The sequence below is a fragment of the Amycolatopsis sp. NPDC058986 genome, from assembly GCF_042741125.1.
Taxonomy (GTDB): Bacteria; Actinomycetota; Actinomycetes; order Mycobacteriales; family Pseudonocardiaceae; genus Amycolatopsis.
Genome location: NZ_JBHYJW010000038.1, coordinates 22,940 through 41,799 on the forward strand (window position 1 = coordinate 22,940; position 18,860 = coordinate 41,799).

8 protein-coding genes are annotated in these 18,860 nt (G+C 67.0%); 1 reads left to right on the plus strand and 7 read right to left on the minus strand.

Annotated elements, in window-relative coordinates:
- Positions 1-74 precede the first annotated feature (74 nt).
- Positions 75-1,601 (plus strand): FAD-dependent monooxygenase, encoded by a 1,527-nt coding sequence (locus tag ACFW0G_RS29030; RefSeq protein ID WP_378328593.1) that lies wholly within the window; start codon positions 75-77, stop codon positions 1,599-1,601.
- A gap of 162 nt (positions 1,602-1,763) precedes the next feature.
- On the opposite strand, the gene ACFW0G_RS29035 is transcribed toward ACFW0G_RS29030, so the two are convergent.
- From ACFW0G_RS29035 to ACFW0G_RS29065, 7 genes are all read right to left on the minus strand, one after another.
- Positions 1,764-2,861 carry a hypothetical protein gene (locus ACFW0G_RS29035; RefSeq protein ID WP_378328594.1) on the minus strand — a complete coding sequence of 366 codons (1,098 nt, stop codon included), beginning with the start codon at positions 2,859-2,861 and terminating at the stop codon, positions 1,764-1,766.
- Positions 2,862-3,003: 142 nt separating this feature from the next.
- Positions 3,004-14,976 carry a hypothetical protein gene (locus tag ACFW0G_RS29040; RefSeq protein WP_378328595.1) on the minus strand — a complete coding sequence of 3,991 codons (11,973 nt, stop codon included), beginning with the start codon at positions 14,974-14,976 and terminating at the stop codon, positions 3,004-3,006.
- A 34-nt stretch (positions 14,977-15,010) separates the two neighbouring features.
- Entirely contained in the window at positions 15,011-15,364 is a 354-nt protein-coding gene (locus tag ACFW0G_RS29045) for a hypothetical protein (RefSeq protein WP_378328596.1), read from the minus strand.
- Positions 15,361-15,771: a YbaB/EbfC family nucleoid-associated protein gene (locus ACFW0G_RS29050; protein WP_378328597.1), complete on the minus strand. Its 411-nt coding sequence runs from the start codon at positions 15,769-15,771 to the stop codon at positions 15,361-15,363. The genes ACFW0G_RS29045 and ACFW0G_RS29050 overlap by 4 nt, the downstream gene beginning before the upstream one ends.
- Positions 15,772-15,792: 21 nt before the next feature.
- A complete protein-coding gene (locus ACFW0G_RS29055; protein WP_378328598.1) occupies positions 15,793-18,099 on the minus strand; it encodes a hypothetical protein in 2,307 nt (768 codons plus the stop codon).
- A gap of 66 nt (positions 18,100-18,165) precedes the next feature.
- Positions 18,166-18,555 carry a hypothetical protein gene (locus ACFW0G_RS29060; RefSeq protein WP_378328599.1) on the minus strand — a complete coding sequence of 130 codons (390 nt, stop codon included), beginning with the start codon at positions 18,553-18,555 and terminating at the stop codon, positions 18,166-18,168.
- Positions 18,556-18,572: 17 nt separating this feature from the next.
- A complete protein-coding gene (locus tag ACFW0G_RS29065) occupies positions 18,573-18,860 on the minus strand; it encodes a hypothetical protein (RefSeq protein WP_378328600.1) in 288 nt (95 codons plus the stop codon).

Here is an 18,860-nt window from a genome sequence, read left to right on the forward strand (position 1 = left end):
CCCGGTCATTAATTTAACTCGGTTGTATTTGAGACTCGGTTACGTTTTACTGGACGCCAACCGAGAGGAGACCGATGAACACCGTGGTGATCGCAGGAGCGGGCCCGACCGGCCTGACCCTCGCCTGCGAACTGGCCCGGCGCGGTACACCCGTCCGCGTCATCGAGAAGTCGCCGGAGTTCCCGCGCAGTTCCCGGGCCAAGGGGCCGAACCAGCGGACGCTGGAGATCTTCGAGGACCTCGGCGTGCTGAGCCGGATCTTCGCGGCGGGCAGCTCGGCGCCGGTCATGCGGAAGTACCGGGACGGCGAGCTGATCTCGTCGGTCGATCCTTGGGCGGGCGCCAGACCGACGCCCGACCGGCCCTACGAGCGAGGCTGGCTCATCGCGCAGTACCGGGTCGAGGAGATCCTGCGGGACAAGCTCGCCGAGTACGGCGTCCACGTCGAACTGGGTGCCGAACTGACCGGCTTCACCCAGGACGGCGCAGCAGTGATCGGCACGCTCGCGGACGGGACCCGGTTCGAGGCCGCGTATCTGATCGGCTGCGACGGCGGGCACAGCGCGGTCCGCAAGCTCCTCGGCGTCCCGCTGGTCGGCGAGACCGCCGAGGACCAGCGGATGGTCCTCGGCGACGTGGAGGTGACGGGCATCGATCGCGGGTTCTGGCACCAGTGGCTCGACGCCGACGGCGGTGTGCTGCTGTGCCCGGTACCCGGCACCGAGCGGACGTGGTGGTTCCAGGCCGCGCCGGAACGCGGCGCCGGCGGCGAACCGCTCGGCCCGTCGCTGGAAAGCTTCCAGCGGCTTTTCGCCCGCTATGCCCGGCTGCCCGGCGAGTGGCTGACCAAGGCCGAGTTGCTCTCGACCTACCGGGTCAACGTGCGCATGGCCGAGCGCTACCGCGCCGGGCGGGTGCTGCTCGCGGGCGACGCGGCCCACGTGCATCCGATCGCGGGCGGGATGGGCATGAACACCGGCATCCAGGACGCGTACAACCTGGGCTGGAAGCTCGCGCTCGTCGCGGCGGGCGAGGCGGGGGACGCGCTGCTGGACAGCTACGAGGCCGAGCGATTGCCGATCGCGGCGTGGACGTTGGAGGTCACTTCGGAACGGCTTCGCGCGGCCTTGGCCGAGATCAGGAAGCCGGGCGGCGGCCTCGATGTCGTGGTGACCGAGGAGACCAGCACACTGGGCGTCGGCTACCGCTGGAGCCCACTGGCGCTTCGACCGTCCAAAAGCGACAGTCCACTTCAGCCGGGCGATCGTGCGCCCGACGCGCCTTGCGCAGACGTCGAAACCGGCGCCGTGGTCCGGCTGTTCGAGACGTTCGCCGGGCCGCACTTCACCCTGCTCGGCTTCGGCGAGCGCTCAGCGGCCGCACTACCCGGCCTCGCCACCCCGTACGGCGACCTGGTACACCCGGTCGCGATCGACGCCGGCACCCCCGGACTGTCCGATAAGGACGGTCACGCCGCCCGCGCCTACGGCGTCGCAGGCGACACGCTCGTACTGATCCGCCCCGACAACTACGTCGCGGCGATCGTCTCCGCGACCGAAGCACCCCGTATCACCGACTACCTCGCCGCCCTCCGGACCTGACGAGTTACGCCGCCAATCACGCGAGTTCTCCGTTCAGGCACGCGAAACCTCTCCTCAGTCACGCGAGATCTCCGCTTCCGCACGTGAGACCGCCGGGCACGTTCCTGCGACCTCACGTGATCAGACGGCGATCTCACGTGATCAGACGGAGATCTCGCGTGATCAGGAGCAGGTGATCTTCAGCTGGGCGGCGGCGTGGTGAGCAAGGCCGCCGCTGTTCTTCCAGTCCACGCCGCGGGAGTGCAGCTGGACGGAGAACTTGCCGCCGCTCACGGCGAAGCGGCCGGCGTCGACCCAGCGGCCCTGCTGCTGGGTCTGGTTGATCTGGAAGGAGCCGCCGCTGGACACGGTGTAGTAGGACGGGTTGCCGCCGACGCGGGTCGCGTCGCCGGTCGGGATGTACACCAGGACCTGACAGCTGCCCTGCGAAACCGGGCCGGTGGTGAAGTTCCAGACGGCCGAGTTGTCGCCGTCCCGGTTGTCGCCCGACATCGGCACCGAGTAGAAGCTGCCGTTGCAGCCGTCACCCCCGTAACCACCACTGCCGCTGCCGAGCCAGCCCTCGTCGCCCTTGGTGTAGTACCCGGGCTTGCCGAACGATCCGGCCGAACAGCCGGGTCCCGCCACCATGGCGAACGGCTGCGCGGACTGTGCGGCTGGAGGGCTCCCGGCGGGCGGTTGGGGGGCGGCAGGGGGCCCGCCGGGAGCTGCTGGTGGCGCACCGGCAGGCAGACCGCCCGGTGCTGCCTGCTGGCCCGCCGGGGCACCCGGCGGCGCGGGCACGGCCGGGTTCGGCAGTCCGCCGGCGGCCCCGGTGTCCGGCTGGGCACCGGGCACCAGACCGCCGTGCGGGCCCGCCTTGTCCTGGAAGGCTGCCGGGTCGGGGACGGGCGCCGGGGTGGGGTCGGCATGGTTCACCAGCGCCATCACCAGAAGCGGCGCGGCGAGCAGTACGAGCCCGACGACACCGGCGCCCGCGAGAATCGGCCGGGACACCCGGTTCGCCGATTCGGCCGGTTCGTCGGCCTGCCGCGCGTCGACGGTCGCGGCTTCGGCCTCCACCGCGACCTCTGCGACGGCCACACCGTCCTTTTCGGACAGAGAAGGAGCCGAAGTACCCGCGTCAGCGACGGGATCGGACAGCGCCGAAACCGGTGAAGCCACAGTGGACTCAGCAGCGTCGGTCTCGGCTTCCTGCTGTTGTGCCGAGATCAGATACGCGGTCCCGCTGCCCGTCATCCGCTCTTCCAGCCGCGACACGGACGCCCCTTCCGAAGTCACCGTCGTTTCCCATCCTGCGCCGGATCCTGCCCTCGGGTGCCATCGGCACCGGTTCACGGCCTCATCCTTTCGGCGTCCGCCACCCCGGACCAGTCCCGGTTTCGGGGACACCGGTTTCCCATCAGGAGCCGGAAAGGACGCGCTCGACCATGTCCTCGACGCTCTCCGGCTGCTCCACCGCGTCGTGGAACTCCTCCTGCGGTGTATCGAACTCGTCGGCCGCGTCGTGGAAGACTTCCTCGGACTCCGCCGCGATGTCCGGTGGCGGCGCGAGCCCGAGGGCCCGCAGTCCCGCCTCGTCGGTCCGGAACACCGCGGCGTTACTGCCGAAGGCCGCACGCGGGATCGTCCACTGCTCGGGCACGGTCTTGCCCCGGTACTCCGGCGTGACCCGCCAGCGGACGTCCGCGGTCACCAGGTAGGTCGCGCCACTCGACTTGTGCTCGGTCTCCTCCGTCTTACCGCCGGCCTTGAGTGGTTCGGCCGCCTTGTGCTCGACGGCAGGCCCCTTCACCGTCAGTTCGAACGCCGCGCGGCCGGCCTCCCCCGGCACCGACGTACTGCCCGACGCGGTACTCCACAGCTGGCCGCTCCCGCTGGCCTTGGCCCCGGACCCCAGGGCCGCCGTCGTGGTGTACGTGCTCTCCACGAGTTCACTGTGGACGGTCTTGCTCGTGGTCGACGTGCCGCTCGCTGCGTAGTGGGTCACCCGCGGGTCGAGCAGTTCGGCGTGCAGGGTGACCGCGGTCAGCGGACCGTGGTTGAGCAACCCGGCGAACGCTCGGTCGAGGTCGAGACCGCCGATGCGATACCCCTTGGTACCGAACAAGGCCGGTGCGTGGCCGGACAACAGGGTGGCGCCGGTCGCGCGCTCCACGATCTGTCTGCTGCCCCCGGCGTCGATCGGCAGCTTCGGCGGAGGCGGGCCGGACGACTCGCCGGGCAGCACCCCGTCCAGCACTTCCCCCAGTGCCGTATGGAGTTCGTCGGTGCGCAGCAGCGGCCGGACGCCGTCCGGCAGCTTCACCACGTTGCCCGTCCTCAGCGCCGCGAACACACCCGGCACCGGCAGGGCGTCCGTATCCGGCACGATCGTGCGCACGGCGTCAGGGATCGCGCGGAGCGTGACCTTGGTGGTGATTGACGTCGGCGGGAACAGCCAGTCGATCGTGCCCAGCGAGACCGTCTTCGGCGCTCTCCCCCAGCTCGCGGTCTTCTCGACCTCCAGGAAGAGTTCGAGGTCGTGGACGAACGAAGCGGTCTTCCCGTCATGGCTCAGCGTGTGCTCGGTCTCGTCCTTGCCGGTGAACGTCGTCGCCTGTTCGGCCTTGACGTTGCCGTCGGCGCTGCCCGCCGAGCCCGGATTCGTCCGGACCTGTCCGTTCGGGAAGGCACTCCACACCGTGTTGCCCTCGAGCGCGTTCGTCGTCGTCGACGTGATTTTCCCGGTCTGTTCGGCCGCTGCCTTGTACTTGTCCTTGAGCTTCCACTGTTCCGAGGTCCCGGCAATTCTTCCCGGGCCCTGCTTGGCCTTGAGTTTCACCGCGATGTCGGTCCGGCCGAGCGGACCGTCGTAGTGATAGGCGAACCGCACGCCGTGGCCCAGCAGATCCCCATACAACGCGGAGAGCCCCGACGGCGAGAGCTGTGCGGCGAGATGTGGGGGCAGCGAGGCGCCGAGCGATGCGACTCCCGGCTCGAAGAGCCAGTAACGCATCGACTTCGCCAACCCCTGCAGTTGCCCGAGAAACCCTTGGCGAGCCGGTTCCGGCAACACGGGGGAAGCCACTGTGGACAGTTCTTTCAGGATCTCGGGGAGCAGTTCCGTGGTCACCGCCTGCCGCACGGCGACGTGCCCGAGGCCGGGGTGGGTCACCGCGACGAAGTCCTGCGACAAAGGGGGTGACGAAGCGCTCTCGTGGATCGGCGCGATCTGCCATCGGACCTCGCCGAGCTGGTGGAGTTGATCGGCGGGTATCCACAACCGGATCGTGTCCGGGGTGTCGATCCGGTAGTGCCGCTCGGCCTGCTTGCCGAAGTGATCGCCGAGAATCGCGTTGGTGTGCTGGGTGTTCCGCCCGGTGAGGACTGTGCTCGCGTCGAGGGAAACGAGGTAGGCGGGGCCGGTGTAGATCCGGCCGCGGCTCGCCTCCTGCTCGAACTTCACCCCGGTGCCATGGGCCTTCTCACTGGTCCGGGTGTAGGTTCCTTGCGGCACCACCGAAGCCTCGTTGTTGACCCGGAGATTCGTCCGTAGATCGCCCGAGACGTCCCACACGCTCCGGTCCGCGGAGGCATGTCCGTGGCTGCTCTTGGCCTTGCCGGACACGGTGAGCTCGAGGCTCTCGGCATGGTCGATCACCTTGGCGTTGCCGAAAGCCATCCGCACCGAGCCGGTGCCGAGCTGATCACGGTAGCCGGTGAAGAGTTCGCCCTGCCCGTACCGGTGCACTGACGTCTGGTAGGTACCGGTGACCACCTTGTCGAGGTGGGCGGCGAGTGCGCTCGGGCTGACGAACGTGTGCACGAGATGGTCGGCGACCACGCCCAGCCCGGCGTCCTTTCCCGTGACGGCCTTGGCGAGCCATCCGGCGAGATCGGGTGGAAGTTCGATGCTGTGCACCGCGTAGTCGTCGGGAAGGGACGTCTGTTTCCACCCCGAGGGCAGCACCGGGATTCCGCTGTCGACGAGTTTCGCTTCGCCCAACGGTTCCTGGCCGGGTGTCGCGCCCAGCAGCCGGTTGCCACCGGCCGCCTCGAACGTCGCGTCCACGATCAGCGAATCGCCCAGCGCCTTGCCGTTTTCGCCGTACACGTCGATGTCGTAGCGCACCCGCTGCCGGTAACCGTGCACAGTGGACGTCTGCCAAGACTTCTCGTGCTCGTACCCGGCGGAGGTCGTCATGGTGACCTCGGTGTCGCCGAACTTGCGGGTGCCGTTCACCGAGAACTGGGCCGTGCGCGCGGTGAGCCACGGGAAGGTGGGGAGACCCGCGCCGAGCCCACCGCCCGCCGCCCAGTTTCGCTTCACCACCGAGGTGTGCTCACCGCTGGTGACCGCCTGAGTCGTCGTCTTCAGCTCGGTGGCCGTCGCGAGGGCACGCGTCGGCGGAGCCACCGGTTTCGCGCGGATGACGACCCGCACGTACTCGGTACCGGTCGAGGTGCGTGCGTGGGTTTCGGCGGGCAGCAACAGGGAAAGGCCGTTGCCCGCCAGGTCCGCGGCGTGCGCGGCGAGGTACTGCGGGGTCACTTCGGTCTTGACCAGTTCCTGATTCACCATGATGTGCGAAGGCTGATAGAGCTGCCGGCTCCGATGTGGCAGCGCCGTGCCGGAAAGCAGGTTCTGGATCCGGCCGGCGAGCGCGGTGGCGGGGAAGGACGCCGTACCCGCCCCCAGCACCGACATCGGCGAGATGGGTAGTGCGGAGGCGGTGAGGGCGACGTCCGCCAGGTCGGCCTCCGTGGCGTCCGGAGTGGACTGTTCGGCGGCCCAGCCCTGTGCCACCGCGTCTTCCTTGGTCATCCAGACCGTCGCCCCGTGCCCGACGCGGTGACCGTCCACAATGATCACCGTCGGGCCGTCGTCCATGGTGAGCCGGACCGTGTAGTCGAGATCCGCCCGGTAGGCGGTGAGCTTCCCCTTGGTGATCGCCTCGTGCTGCACCTTCGTGCCCGAGGTGTGCACCATCGTCAGCTCATCGCTCGCGACACCACTGCCGGAGAGCGACAGGGTGAAGTCCTTGCGCGAGCCAAGTGTGTAGGTGCCATCCGCCCCGGGCCACGACGCCGAAGCGCCACCGCCCCATTTCACGTCGAGTGCCTGTTTGGACTTCTGTGTCCCGGCGTGTTCGTTCTTGCTGCCCGCGGTCTGCGCCACCGAGCCCTCGCCGTGGGCCAGCGGAACCGGGTTCCTGGCCCTGGCCTGGAATTCCATTGTGGCAGTGCGCGTACGGCCACGATGCTCGAAGGTCAGTGTCTTGGTGATCGCGTGTCCGGCGAGTATGTCCGGGCCACGCGTCGTGAGTCCCTTCCCGCTCAGCTGCTGAATCAGCGCGTCCCGCGCGGCCGATCCCACCACGGTCACCGCGTTCCGGACCAACGAATTCTCCGGCATCCCGTCGATGACCGCCTTGGCCAGGCCGCGATCGCCACGCAGATACGCGGAACGCAGGCTGGTGACCGGCCGTGGTCGCGTTGCCCCGGAAACCGTTACAGGAGCCGCGACCGGCGCGGTCAGCGTCACGCCGTCTTCCACCTCCCCGCCATCGGAGATGGTGTGCCGGACCGTGTGCAGTGTGAACTCGTAGGTGAGCGCGTGCTGGGTCGTCGTGGTGGCCGAGGTAAGCTCCACGGCCGACTTAAGCGAGGCCTCCATGGTGTTCGCCGACTTCCACGTCGTCGACACACCCGCCTTGGTGGTATGGGACAACTCGGCCGTCCGCACCGGTGTCGCGGTGCCCGTGCCGGCCGACAACGACATCGAAACGCCCTTGTCCCGCGGCGCCACCGAAGCGGTTTCGGCCGCGCCCTTACCGTAGTCTCCTTCGACGTTGGTGATCTTGTGCTTCCCTGAGTCTTCTTCGCTCTTCGCGGCCTTCGCCTCACCGGAAATTCCTAATTGGACAGTCACTTCGACGGCGTCCTTGCCGCTTCCCAGGGACTTGGTGACGCCCTCGTTGGCGAAGGCCGTGAAATTCTCCTTGAGTTCGAGGTCCGAAAAGGACGCCAGCAGTGCTTTCACCGTACGCTCGCCGATCCCGGCCTTCTTCATGACGGCTGCCAGGGAATCTCGCAGCTGTTCGCCGTTGACCGCCTCGGCTGTCGCGAGGTTCGCCGTCACGAGCGGACGGACTTCCGCCGTGGCCGGTAGCGGTCCGGGCTCATTCGCCGATTCGGCCCGCGAGTGCTCGTGCGCCACGGTCAGCTCGACGTGTTGTCCGTCACCCGCGCCACCGTCATCCCGCACCGGAGCACGCCTGAACGAGGAGCCGTCTTCATGGTCCGCCGGTTCTTGGCCGAGCAGTTCGTTCTGCGCTCGTTCGTCGGCGATCCGGATGCGTTCGCGGTGCTCGACGATTCTCCGGTCGGTGGCGAACATCCCGGCGAGAGCGCGGATCTTTTCCGTCAAGGCGGATTCGGCGTACGCGAAATGTCTGTGGTCGGCGGTGAACAAGATTCTGCCGTCGTCACGGGCGAACTTGGCCGTGAAGGAGTTCGGTCCGTCGCGCCGGACCCCGTCCCGGTCGATATATCCACTATGGACGGTATAGGACGAGAAGTCGGCCTGATAGTACTGGTGGAACTCCTCGAACAGCCTGCGAGCCGCGTCCGGTGCCGGGCTGAGCGTGGCGGCGAGGTCGTGGACGAACCGGAACGCTTCGTCGGCGTCGATCTTGCCCCGCAGGTAGAACCCGAACGGATCCGAGTCGACCATCGCCCGGACCACGCGGAGCTCCGCGTCGCCGCCCCACAGGTGGCGGTAACGGTCCATGAGCTGGACCGCCAGCTTGTGCTCGGGCTCACGATCGTGCTGCCCTTGCCCGTTCCCGAACTGGTTCTTGGCGTTGACCTTCTCGATGTCGTGGAACAGGATCGCCTTGGCCAACGCGTCCGCGGGCACCAGACGCTGCTCGGGGTCCTCGTGCGCGGTGAGCTCGAAGTACTGCCCGAGCACCATCTGCGCATGCTCGTAGAACGTGTAGGTGCCCTTTTCGATACGTTGCGGCATTGGTTGCTGCTTGGTGGCGACCTCGTCGAACTTGCGCCCCAGTTCCGGAAAACGCTCGATCAGGGCGTCCACAATGGCGTGTGGATCGCGGTTCTGGCCGTTGATCAGCTCGTCAAGGTCCCGGCCCGCCTGCCGCTGATCCTCGGCGTCCTTCTCCCGGCTCGCGTTCCACTTGGCGAAGCTGTTCGGAAACGGAGCGTTGCCCTCGCCCTGCAAGCGCGTGTTGAAGTCGATGGCGATCCGCTTGGAGTCGGCCGCGATCAGGAAGCCGATCTCGGCCTGCGTGGCGATCTCCGGCGCCTTGTCCATCAGCTGTTCGACCTCGGTGGCGTCGACCGGGTCGAACACGAACCCGTCCAGCGCCTGTTCGGACCTCGCCCGTGCCTCGTCGGCGACAGCCCTCGCCATCAGGTCCCGGAAACCCTTATCCGCCAACGCCAGCTCGGGGCTGGTCCGCAACGCGTCGGCGATGTCGGCGGCCAGCTTGGGCAGCACCTCGTCCTTGATGACGGTCTTCAGCTGCCCGGATGCCGCCCGCGTGAGGTCCCGCCCGGTGAACGCGTCCAGCGCGTGAGTGACGACCGAGCCGAGCACCCGACCCTTGACCATGTCCGCGAACCGATCGCCGACGATCCGCAGCCCGGATACCTCGGGCAGCGCCAGTTGTTCGCGCACCTGGTCACCGAACCGGACGAGCCGGTCACCGCTGAGCCACCCGGCCTTCTTCCCGCTGCCGCCCTCGAAATCCGCGAAGTCACGGAGCTTTCCGAACTCGGCGGTCAGCGCCTCCCGAAAGCCTCCCTTGACCGCCTCCGCGACGGCCTCGCGGCTGGCGTCGTCGAACAGCGCCAAGGCGGGGTGTGCCCGTACCTTCTTCACGAAGGTGTCGGTCAGTTTATCGACAACGTGTACGTCGAAGGTGCGGACAGCACCCGACTTCACCTTGACGCCGTTCTTGATCAACCGTTCGAGCGTGGTTTCGTCCTTGACTGTCGTGCCGTTGTTCAGGATCCGGATCGCGGTGTCCACGTCCTTGGTCACCGCCTTCACAACGTCGGGCAAGACCTTCTTGCCCAGCACTTCGTGGAAGGCCGCACTGTCCACATCGGGCGGTGCGGTATCGGCGAGGTACTCGCGGAGGACATCCGGCGCGGTCAAGAGGACCTTGTCGCTGACCTTCCCGACCATCGCGGCACCGGGGCCGACCTTGTTGAGGAACTGGTTGAGCCGCCTGACCCGCTCCTCGAATCCACGCACCGTCGTCTGCGGAATCTCGGTTTCCTGGCCGGGGAACGAGTCCGCGTCCGGCTCGATACGCGCGTTAGGACGGCGCTCCCCCACCGCCTGCTTCATCTGCTCCCACGTGACGACATGCTCGCGCAACTCGACGGCGATCTCGCGCAACCGCTGTGGATCGTTGCTGAACTTCAGCTTTCCCTTCTCGTCCCTGCCCTTGAACCACGGGTCGTAGTCCTCACCGAACACGTCGGACCGGAAGTCCCGGCTCAGTCCAAGACGCTCGTGCAATGTGGACATCGGCAGCTCCCGGCCCGACGTACCGCCCTTCGGGAACTCGGTGCCGGTTGCCGTGTAGCTGATGAGCGACCCCCGTACCGCCTGCTCGATCAGCTTGTCCAGATCGACGCCTCCGACGCCGAATTGGTTGGGATCAGCCGCTTGGTCCACATTGAACGTCTTGCCCGCAGCGGCCGACGCCCCGACGCCTTCGACCACAGCCCCATCGGTGATCGCCTGATAGGTCTTCTTGTACGGAATCAGGAACGACCGCAGCACCGGGGTGACCACCGCGGACGATTCACCCTTCAGCCGTTTACCACCCTCATCGCGCTGGTACACGGTGAGCCACTGCAACGCCCGTAGCGGACGTCCCGCACCCACCCACAGCCTCGAATTGCGGCCTGGTGACACCTTGATCCGGCCGGTCTTCGGATCCTGCTGGATGTCCTTGTGCTCCGTCTTCGGCCGGACCTGGTCCCCCGAGAACAGCTCCGGATGCACGACCGCGGTGTACATCCGCACGTAGTGCTTGCCCGCGATGGTCTCCACCTCGAACTCCCCGCGGTGCACCGTGGGGCTGCCATGCTCGACTGCCATCTTCGCCGGGCCGGGGTACGAGATGCCAGGGCGTCCGATGTGGACTATCTCCTTCGTCGCATGGTAGCGGTCGCCGACCCGCACGACGTGCACTGGAACCCCGGCGACCCGGCCGTATGCGGTGAAGGTGCCGTCCGCTTCCAGCACGTGGACACGCGCGCCCGCGGCCTCGGCGATCTCTTTCAGCGACTTGCCGGCCAAGTCCGGGCCCGGGGCGGGCGAGGCGGGGTCCAGTGTCTTGGTCACCGCGGCGGCGAAGCTCGTTTCTGGGCCGTCCGCCTCGACCGCGACCATGTCCAGGCCGTGTAGTTTGAGTATCGCACGCTGGGGCGGCTCGAACGTCCTTTGTGGAACTTCCCGGCTGCCCGACACTTCCTGCGACGGTCCGGGATGCACCGGCAGCGCGACGTTGGCGACGTGCTCGACCAGCCACAGGTGCCGGGGCAGCAACTTGGCATGGTCACCGAGGGCGGCGGTCCCCATCAGTGAGGTATCGGTGTGCACCCGGCCGCCCCGGGAGCCCTGGAGGACCCGAGAGGGGTCGACGTACTCGTCGGGCAGCCCGAGATAGTGACCGATCTCGTGCGCCAGCACGGTGCCGCTGTCCCCCACCGACCAATGTGCCTGATCGGTGGTTCCCCGATGACGCAGCCGGACACGCGCATGCGCCGCACCGGGCTGATCGGTGAACTCGACCCGCACATGGAACTGATCCCCGCCCGGCAACCGGTAGCCGCGGTTGTACAAGCGGCCGACGCCGTCGAGCACCTTCTGTTTCGTGCCTGCCAGGTGAACAGTGGCGACCCCCGCCGCGGGGTCGAGATGCACCCGGACGGTGAACTCCTGGACGGCACGGCCGTCGGCGAGGGTGTATCGGCGGTGGTCGTAGCCGATCATCCCGGTGGCGGAGTCGAGCACGATGTGCGGGCGGCCGTCCTCGCCGGTCTCGATCCGGCTGCTGCTCACGACATCGGCCGACTCGGTGGTCACCGTGCGCGGCGGCGTACTCTCCCGCAGGTGTTCCCACAGCTCCGGCGGGGCCGGATCACGCGGAGCGAACCAGTCCGCGGTCCGGTCGGCAGGGGCGTGCTGCCAGCTCAAATCGTCCAGCACAGCCTTGTTCGAGGTGACCGATTCGCTCGAGACGTGCTCGTCGGTCTTGCCGAACAGGTCGTCCAGATCGTCCGGCTTCGGGACGGAACCTCCCGGCCCTGCCTCCCGGTCCTCTTCCAGCGGCGGACGCTGCACCATCTGTTCGAGCGGCGCTGGGCGGGTTTCGTGCGTCTTCGGCTCGTCCGGCGGCTGCTGTCCGTTGTGGACGGATGATTGTTCCTCGTCCACTTTGCTGTCGGGGGTATGCCCTGGCACTGGCGGCAGATCGTCGACGCCGCCCGGCTTCGCCTCCGTGCCGATCTCGTGATCGTCAGACGACGTGGGCGTGACGGACTTGAGCCGGTTCAGCCGCGCTTGGAGATCGTCGTCGGACGGCCCACGTCCCCCGCCCGGTTTGCGGGACGGCGGCTTGGGCAGTGGCTCGTCCGCATGCGGCAGATCGGGTGGTGCTTTGACCTTTTCGCTATCCTTCAGCAGGTCCAGGACGTGTGTCTCGTGCTGAAGATCGCTGCTTGTCTCGGTCGAAACGGCGTCGGGGGCGAAGGTGACGGACTTGAGGTCGTCGAGCCGGTGCTGCAGTTCGGACATCTCCGCCGCGTCCTTGGCGGCACGCAACTCTTCCAGCCGTTTCGCGTAGTCGTCCAGCAGCTTGAGGTGTTCCGTCGCGTCGCCGAGCTTGGTGGCCGCTTCCTTCTGTTTCTGCCACTTCGCGCTCTCGACGTCAGTCATCCCGAGCTTGCGCTCGTGCTCCCTGGCCGAGCGCTGTGCTTGCTTTTCCGCGTGCTCGTACGCCTTCTGCGGTGAAGACATGTCGCCCGGGTCATCTCCGAACACCTTCCGATACCGCTCGGCGAGTTCGTCGTCCGCGGGAAGCATCGGCGGGTCCGGCAGCTGGGCGAGCAGATCGAGGGCGTTCGAGTCCTCTTCGGACAACTCCAGCGGAGTGTTCTTCAGATTCTCGTACTTCGCTGTGAAGTCCTCGGTGAATTCGGCGTGTTCGTTCGCCTCGTGTTCCTGGTGTTCGTTGGCGAGTTCGGCGTACCGCTCGTCCCGCTGTGTCATGACGTCGAGCACGTGCTGAGGTCCGTGCTTCCCGGCCTCGGCGATCCTGTCCGCCCACTGCCGGTTCTCCTCGGGCGTCATGGTGCCGTGCTCACCGGTGTGGAGCCGGTCCAGCCGCACCTGATCCGGCAGCGCATGGGGCACCACGGGGGCACCCTCGACGTGCGCGACGTACTCGGTCACCGGGGTGTGTGGCGCCGGTGGCGCGGCGCTGAGCTGGTCTTCCAAGCTCTTCAGCTGGTGAAGCTCCTGGTCTTCGCCGGTGTGCTGTCGCTCGGGGCCCGCATGATCCGAACTGGTCGGCACCGGTGTGGGCGCGCCGGGGCCGTGGTTCTCCGGCCGCGTCCCGGAATCACCCACCGGAGGCCGTCCGGAGGGTGGTGTGGTGGTCGACGGAGGTTCCGGGGAACGCGAAGCGCCGGGACCGGTGCTGTGGCCGTTACCGGTGGCCGGGGTGTGCACCGACGTCGGGACCTGAACGACCGGCTTGTCCTGAGTGGACGATGTGTTCCCCGGGTGGTTTCCGCCCTCGTCCGCAACGTTTTCGTGTCCGCTCGGGAAATCGGTCTCCACCGGTTCGAAATGGTCCAGAACGGACGGATCGAAGTCGTTCCCGTCACCGTGAGATATGTCGCCCAAGCCGTGCGGGACGCCGCCGTCGAACGTCGAGGTGTCGCCTGGTGGGTCCTTCGGTACGTCCGGCATGTCCGGCGTCTTGAGGTTCTCGACGACGTCCTTGAGCTTGTCCGCGAGAGGCTCGCCCATGAACTTGTCCATCAGGTCACCGGCGGCACCGGTGACCGCGCCGCCGGTGAAACTCCACCAGTTCGCCTTGAACTGGTGCTCATCGCTGAAAGCCAGGTTGTCCAGGCCTTCGCCAAGGTAGCCCTGGGCGCCGTAGACCGGCGCGCCCGCGATCGGCTTGAGGATCTGGTACGGCACTGACCCCTTCAGATGCTCCGAGGTCTCCTTGTAGATCACCTCGGGTACGTCGTGCGTCAGCGCCTTGAAGGTGTCCGAGCCGATCTTGCCCTCGAAGTGCTGCAGCGCCGTCTTGAGTTCCTGCTGCAATTCGGCCTTGCCGACGTGGCCGACGTTCGACGTGAAGGTGTCCGACCAGGCCTTGCCCAGCGCCTTCTTCTCGGCACTGGTGAGGGTGTTCTCGAAGCTCTTGTCGAACACCTTCGTCAGGTCGTTCGCGAGTGACTTCGCCTCACTCTTGGGCAGGTTGCGAGACCATTCGTCGCCGAAACTCTGCGTGATGTTGGTCTTGTACTTCGTCAGTGTCTTGGCGAACTGCTCCCCGAAGTCCTTCAGCGAATCCGGGAACACATTTTTGATGCTCTCGGTGAGGAACTTGCCGAAATCCTTGGTGACGAGCTTGGCCAGGGTGTCACCGAGTGCCTTGGCACCCATGGACGCGACACCACCGAGCGACCCGGACAGCGCGCCCGATTTGACGGCGTTCTCCAGGCTCTCGAAGTCGAACGTGTTGCGGTGGCCCTGCCCGATCTGGATCTCCTGGGCGATCACATCCGCCAGCACCGCGGCGAGCACCGCCATCGCGACCGAGACGATCGTTTCGAGCAGCAGGTTCAGCAGGAACCGCAGGATCATGCTGCCGACCGCCTTGATGGTCGGGACGAGCAGCAGGGACAGCCCTGCGGTGACGGGCGCCATCGCGTACGCGGCCGCGATCTGGGCGGGGATGAGGATCAGCTGGATGATCGCGGAGTACTTCATGTACTCGACCTGTGTCGCGATCTTGTCGGCGTACTCACCGTACGCCTTGACCGCCTTCTCCGCGGCCTCGAGCGGCACGACTCCCTTGTCGTTCTTGGTGATCAGCTGCCGCATGCGGTCGGCGAACGCCGCGCCGGCCTGACCGTTGAAATCGCTGCCGATGGCGTCGGTGAGCTTCCGGATCTGCTCGGAGATCCGCGGGAAGTTCTCTCCCGCCTGGCGGTAGAGCACGGCGACCTCGCGCAGCTTGTCCTCGTCCGCCGTCGGCCACTCGGTGCCGGTCAGCACCTTGAACAGGGTGATGCCCTGCTCGTTGATCATCAACGACACGGCCGCGCGCTCCCTTCCCTCCCCCGGTTCCCGGTCAACCCGAGTGGCCGGGCCTCCCCACGCTGGTGCCCGTCGGCATCCAGGTCGTGCCCAGGTCCTGGTTTCCGGCCTCGGCTTCGGCGAACATGTCCGCCGCGAGGTGGCCGCTGTCCTGGGTCAGGCCGAGGTATCCGGCGATCTCCTCGACGAGGCCCGAGACGTTCTCGGTGCCTTCCTTGGTCTGCTCCTGGTACTTGGTCGCAGTTTCGTCGTCGTGCCCGGCGGCGTCCTGATTCATCCGGTGGATGTCGTCGAGTACCTTGCGTTGGTCGCTCACCAGGTTCGAGAGCGTGCCGAAGTTCGAGAACTTCTGTTTCAGGTCGGCGGGGACGGAGATCGGTTCGCTCATCGCCGGTCCTCACCGAACATCGGTGTGGGCATCATCTTGCGCAGCGGCTCGAGAAAGGCGTCCCACTCATGGGATCCGGTCGTCGAGGCGGTCAGATCCGCCAGTCCCCGCAGGTGTGGCTGCAACGCCGACGTGACCTGGCCGAGCATCTCCCGGCGCGCCTCGGCGACCACCTTGGTGACGACGTCGGCGAGTTCGGCGGGCGCCATGGAGCGGTACCGCGTGTCGTGGAACTCCAGTTTGGACAGTCCACCCTGGGCGTCCACAGTGGCCGAAAGCATCCGGTCCTTGGAACGCACCGAAGCGGACTGACCGGTCAGGTGCTGCTGGCACTCTTCGATCGCCTTCTGCTGCTCGGTCAGTTCGGCGATGGCCTGGTTGAGCTGTTCCTGCAGGCGAGTGTGCATCATTTCTCCTCAGCGTCCGATTCAACGTCCGATTGCCGCGGTGAAACCACCGCTGTCCGTGCCCCAGGTGCTCTCGTCCTCGGCCAGCCAGGTGGTGCGCTGCCGTTCCTTGCCGTCGGCGCCGGCGCCCCCGCCCATCCCGGGCGGAGGCATCGCCGACTGCTGTTGCCCGTTCTTGCCCGACTCACCCAGCGTGTGCGGGCCGGTCTCGGTCTTGAGCTTTTGCTGCTTCTCCAACGCGTCGTCGAGCGCCGAAGAGTTCGTCGTACCGCGCTTCGCAGGGTCCCCGATTTCGCCGGATGACAGTTTCACGCCGCCCTGGGCGTCAGAATGGAACGGGGCCATGCTGTTCAGCTTGTTCTTGGCGTACGGCGTGTCCGGCACGTGCATCGCGCCGTTCGGCCCGAACATCGACTGATGGTTCGGGTCCACGATCTGCCCACCCGGCCCGATGCCCGACCCCGGCGGCAGATACAGCTGCTGGTTGTTCCCGTCGTGATAGGTCGAGCCGTCCGGCCACCGCAACGCGGTGTTGTGCTGGAGTTTCGCGTGCGGGTCGACGTGCAGCGGATTCCCGTCGGACCCGGTGACCCGCGAGCCGTCCGGGCGCGTGATCGTGCCGTCCGAGTTGATGTGTGAACCGTCCGGCACGGTGATCGGGTTGCCGTCCGGGCCCCGCGCGACCTGGCCGTCCGGGGTGAACACCGAGCTGGTGCCGCCGGTCGTCGGGTCGAAGACCGATCCGCCGCCCGCCTGGTTCGGCCGGATGACCGAGTCCTTCGGCACCGTGAGGTGCTGCCCGTTCTTGTCCGTTACCGCCGAACCGTCCGGTTTGACCACGGTGCCGTCCGGGTTGATGTGTGAACCGTTCGGGACGGTGACCGGCTCCCCGTCGGAGTAGCGGACCGGATTGCCGTCCGGGCCGATGATCGAGCTGGTGCCCGCGCCGTCCAGATCCGGGTTCTTCGAGCCGAGCCTGCCGCCGCCGGAGCCGCTGCCGATGCCGCCGGGGCCGAACTGGGTGGTGGTCGGCCCGATCGGCGGCGGGGTCTGGTCCTTCGCGCCGTGCCCGGTGGACCCGTTCTGTCCACTTTGGCCACCTTGGGAGCCGTGACCACCGGTTCCGGTTTCGCCGCCGTCCCCGGTGTCGAGGTCGCTACCGTCGCTGCCGTCGCCGTTGGTGCCGTCGCCGTTCTTGCCGTGCTCTCCACCGGTCCCGGTGCCGCCCGTGCCGAGTGGAAGGTCACCGTTTCCGCCGTGATCACCGGTGCCACCCGTTCCCGTACCCTGGCCACCCGATCCGCCGGTACCAGTGTCGGTTCCCGTGAAGGGATTCTGGTTGGAGCCGGAACCCGTATCGTCCCCTGTGGACGACGGGGGCTTGTACGTCGGAGCGATCTGCCCCATTTGGACGGGCGAGATGCGGTTCACCGTGACGCCGTAGGCACTCTCGGTCGCCTTCATCAGGAAGTCGGCCAAGGGGTCAAGCGCCCACGCGTAGTTGTTGAGCCACAGGTTCTTGGCCTCCCGGTCCAGTCCGGTCTTGAAGCTCTCGTCCCAGATGCCACCCCACTTGGTGGTCACATTGGCCCAGTTGTTGTTTCCTCCGCTCGAATCCACCTCGGCCTTGAGCCCGGCGCCGAGCAGCGCCGTGTGCACCGCCTCCCGCGGATCGTGCAGCGGGGTGCCCCGCCAGGCGATGAACTGGTTGAGGAGACCGACGACCTCGTTGCCGAGCGTGTCCCGGCTCTGGGCGAGCGCGTCGATGAGCAGTGGATCGGCCAGCCGTCCGCCGAATTCGCCGAGGCGTTTCCCGGCGTTCTCCAGCAGGCTCTGGTACGTCTTGGCCGCCTGGCCCTGCAGGTCCCCACCGGACTCGACCTGCTTGGCCTGCGACGAGAGTTTCCGGCTCCACTGATCGAGGAACGTGTTGATATCGCGCAACATCTGTGCCGCGTTGGTGAAACTCGCTCGGCTGACCACGGTGTTTCCCTCGGGCGGGTGTACCAGCGGATCGAGGATCTCCTCGCCGATATGGAGGATCTTCGTCCATGCCCCGTCGGTGCCGTCGAGCTTGCCCCAGTCGAGGTTGACCCAGACGTAGCCGGAACGGGTCTGCAACAGCGAACCGACATAGCCGGTGATGTCGAACGGGATATAGACGTCCCAGGTCTTCTGCGGGTCGACGCCACCGCCGCCGTGGCCGCCGTTGTCGGTGACACCGACCGCGGCGATCCACGGCGGCGATTTCGGCCCGGCGAATTCGTCGCGGTTAACGACCTTTTGGTCCTTCGGGACAAGAGTGGTCAGCGCCTGCTCCCAACCCATGGCAAATACCCTCCGGAAAGTAGGACTTTGCGGCCGTCAACCGCGAGGAATCGGCTCGTACGCGGCTCAGGCGTGGCCGCCGGTATTCGGGTCGGTCTGGTACTGCTGGGCCGACCCGAAGTTCTCGTGCTCGGTGTCCTGGGAGTTCTTGCCCCAGTTCTCGAGCCCGTCGATCCAGCCGATCACGGTCTTGTCGGCCAGATCCTTGACCTGGTCCGACGCCGACTTCGCGAAGGCGGCGAACTGAGTGCTCAGTTGCTGCCCCATGGCCGACGTCCCGGCCATCACGGTCGAATCCGGGGTGCCGCCCCCGACGCCGAAGCGCTGCAGGGCGAGAATCGCCGGATGAGACGTCAACTCGGCGCGGAAGTCCGTCAGCTGCTTCTTCTGATCCGCCACCGCCGAGTCCGAGTAGGCGATCGTGTCACCACCGTGGTTTCCCTTTTCCTCAACCATGCGTGGTCACCCCGGAACTAGAACTGATTGGCGTTGTTGAGGTCGGTGCGCTGGATCGCCTCGCGCATGGCCCCGAGAATCCGGGTACCGTGCGAGAACTGGGTGTTCATCTGCGCCTGGGCGGTGTGGATGAGCTTCTGCTTGGCCTGCCAGTCCACGCTCCACTGGCCGCCGGTCTGCTGCACCAGCTTGGTGATCCGGTGTTCCAGATCCTGGATCTGGCCGTCGATCTTCTTGGAGATCATGGTCATGTCGTGCTCGACCGCCTGGACGTTGGTCGGCTCGATGTACTGTTCGTCGTTCAC

Coding starts and splice junctions, on each gene's coding strand:
- ACFW0G_RS29050 (WP_378328597.1), bottom strand. CDS start 15,771: ATGCACACTCGCCTGCAGGAACAGCTCAACCAGGCCATCGCCGAACTG.
- ACFW0G_RS29060 (WP_378328599.1), bottom strand. CDS start 18,555: ATGGTTGAGGAAAAGGGAAACCACGGTGGTGACACGATCGCCTACTCG.
- ACFW0G_RS29045 (WP_378328596.1), bottom strand. CDS start 15,364: ATGAGCGAACCGATCTCCGTCCCCGCCGACCTGAAACAGAAGTTCTCG.
- ACFW0G_RS29055 (WP_378328598.1), bottom strand. CDS start 18,099: ATGGGTTGGGAGCAGGCGCTGACCACTCTTGTCCCGAAGGACCAAAAG.
- ACFW0G_RS29030 (WP_378328593.1), top strand. CDS start 75: ATGAACACCGTGGTGATCGCAGGAGCGGGCCCGACCGGCCTGACCCTC.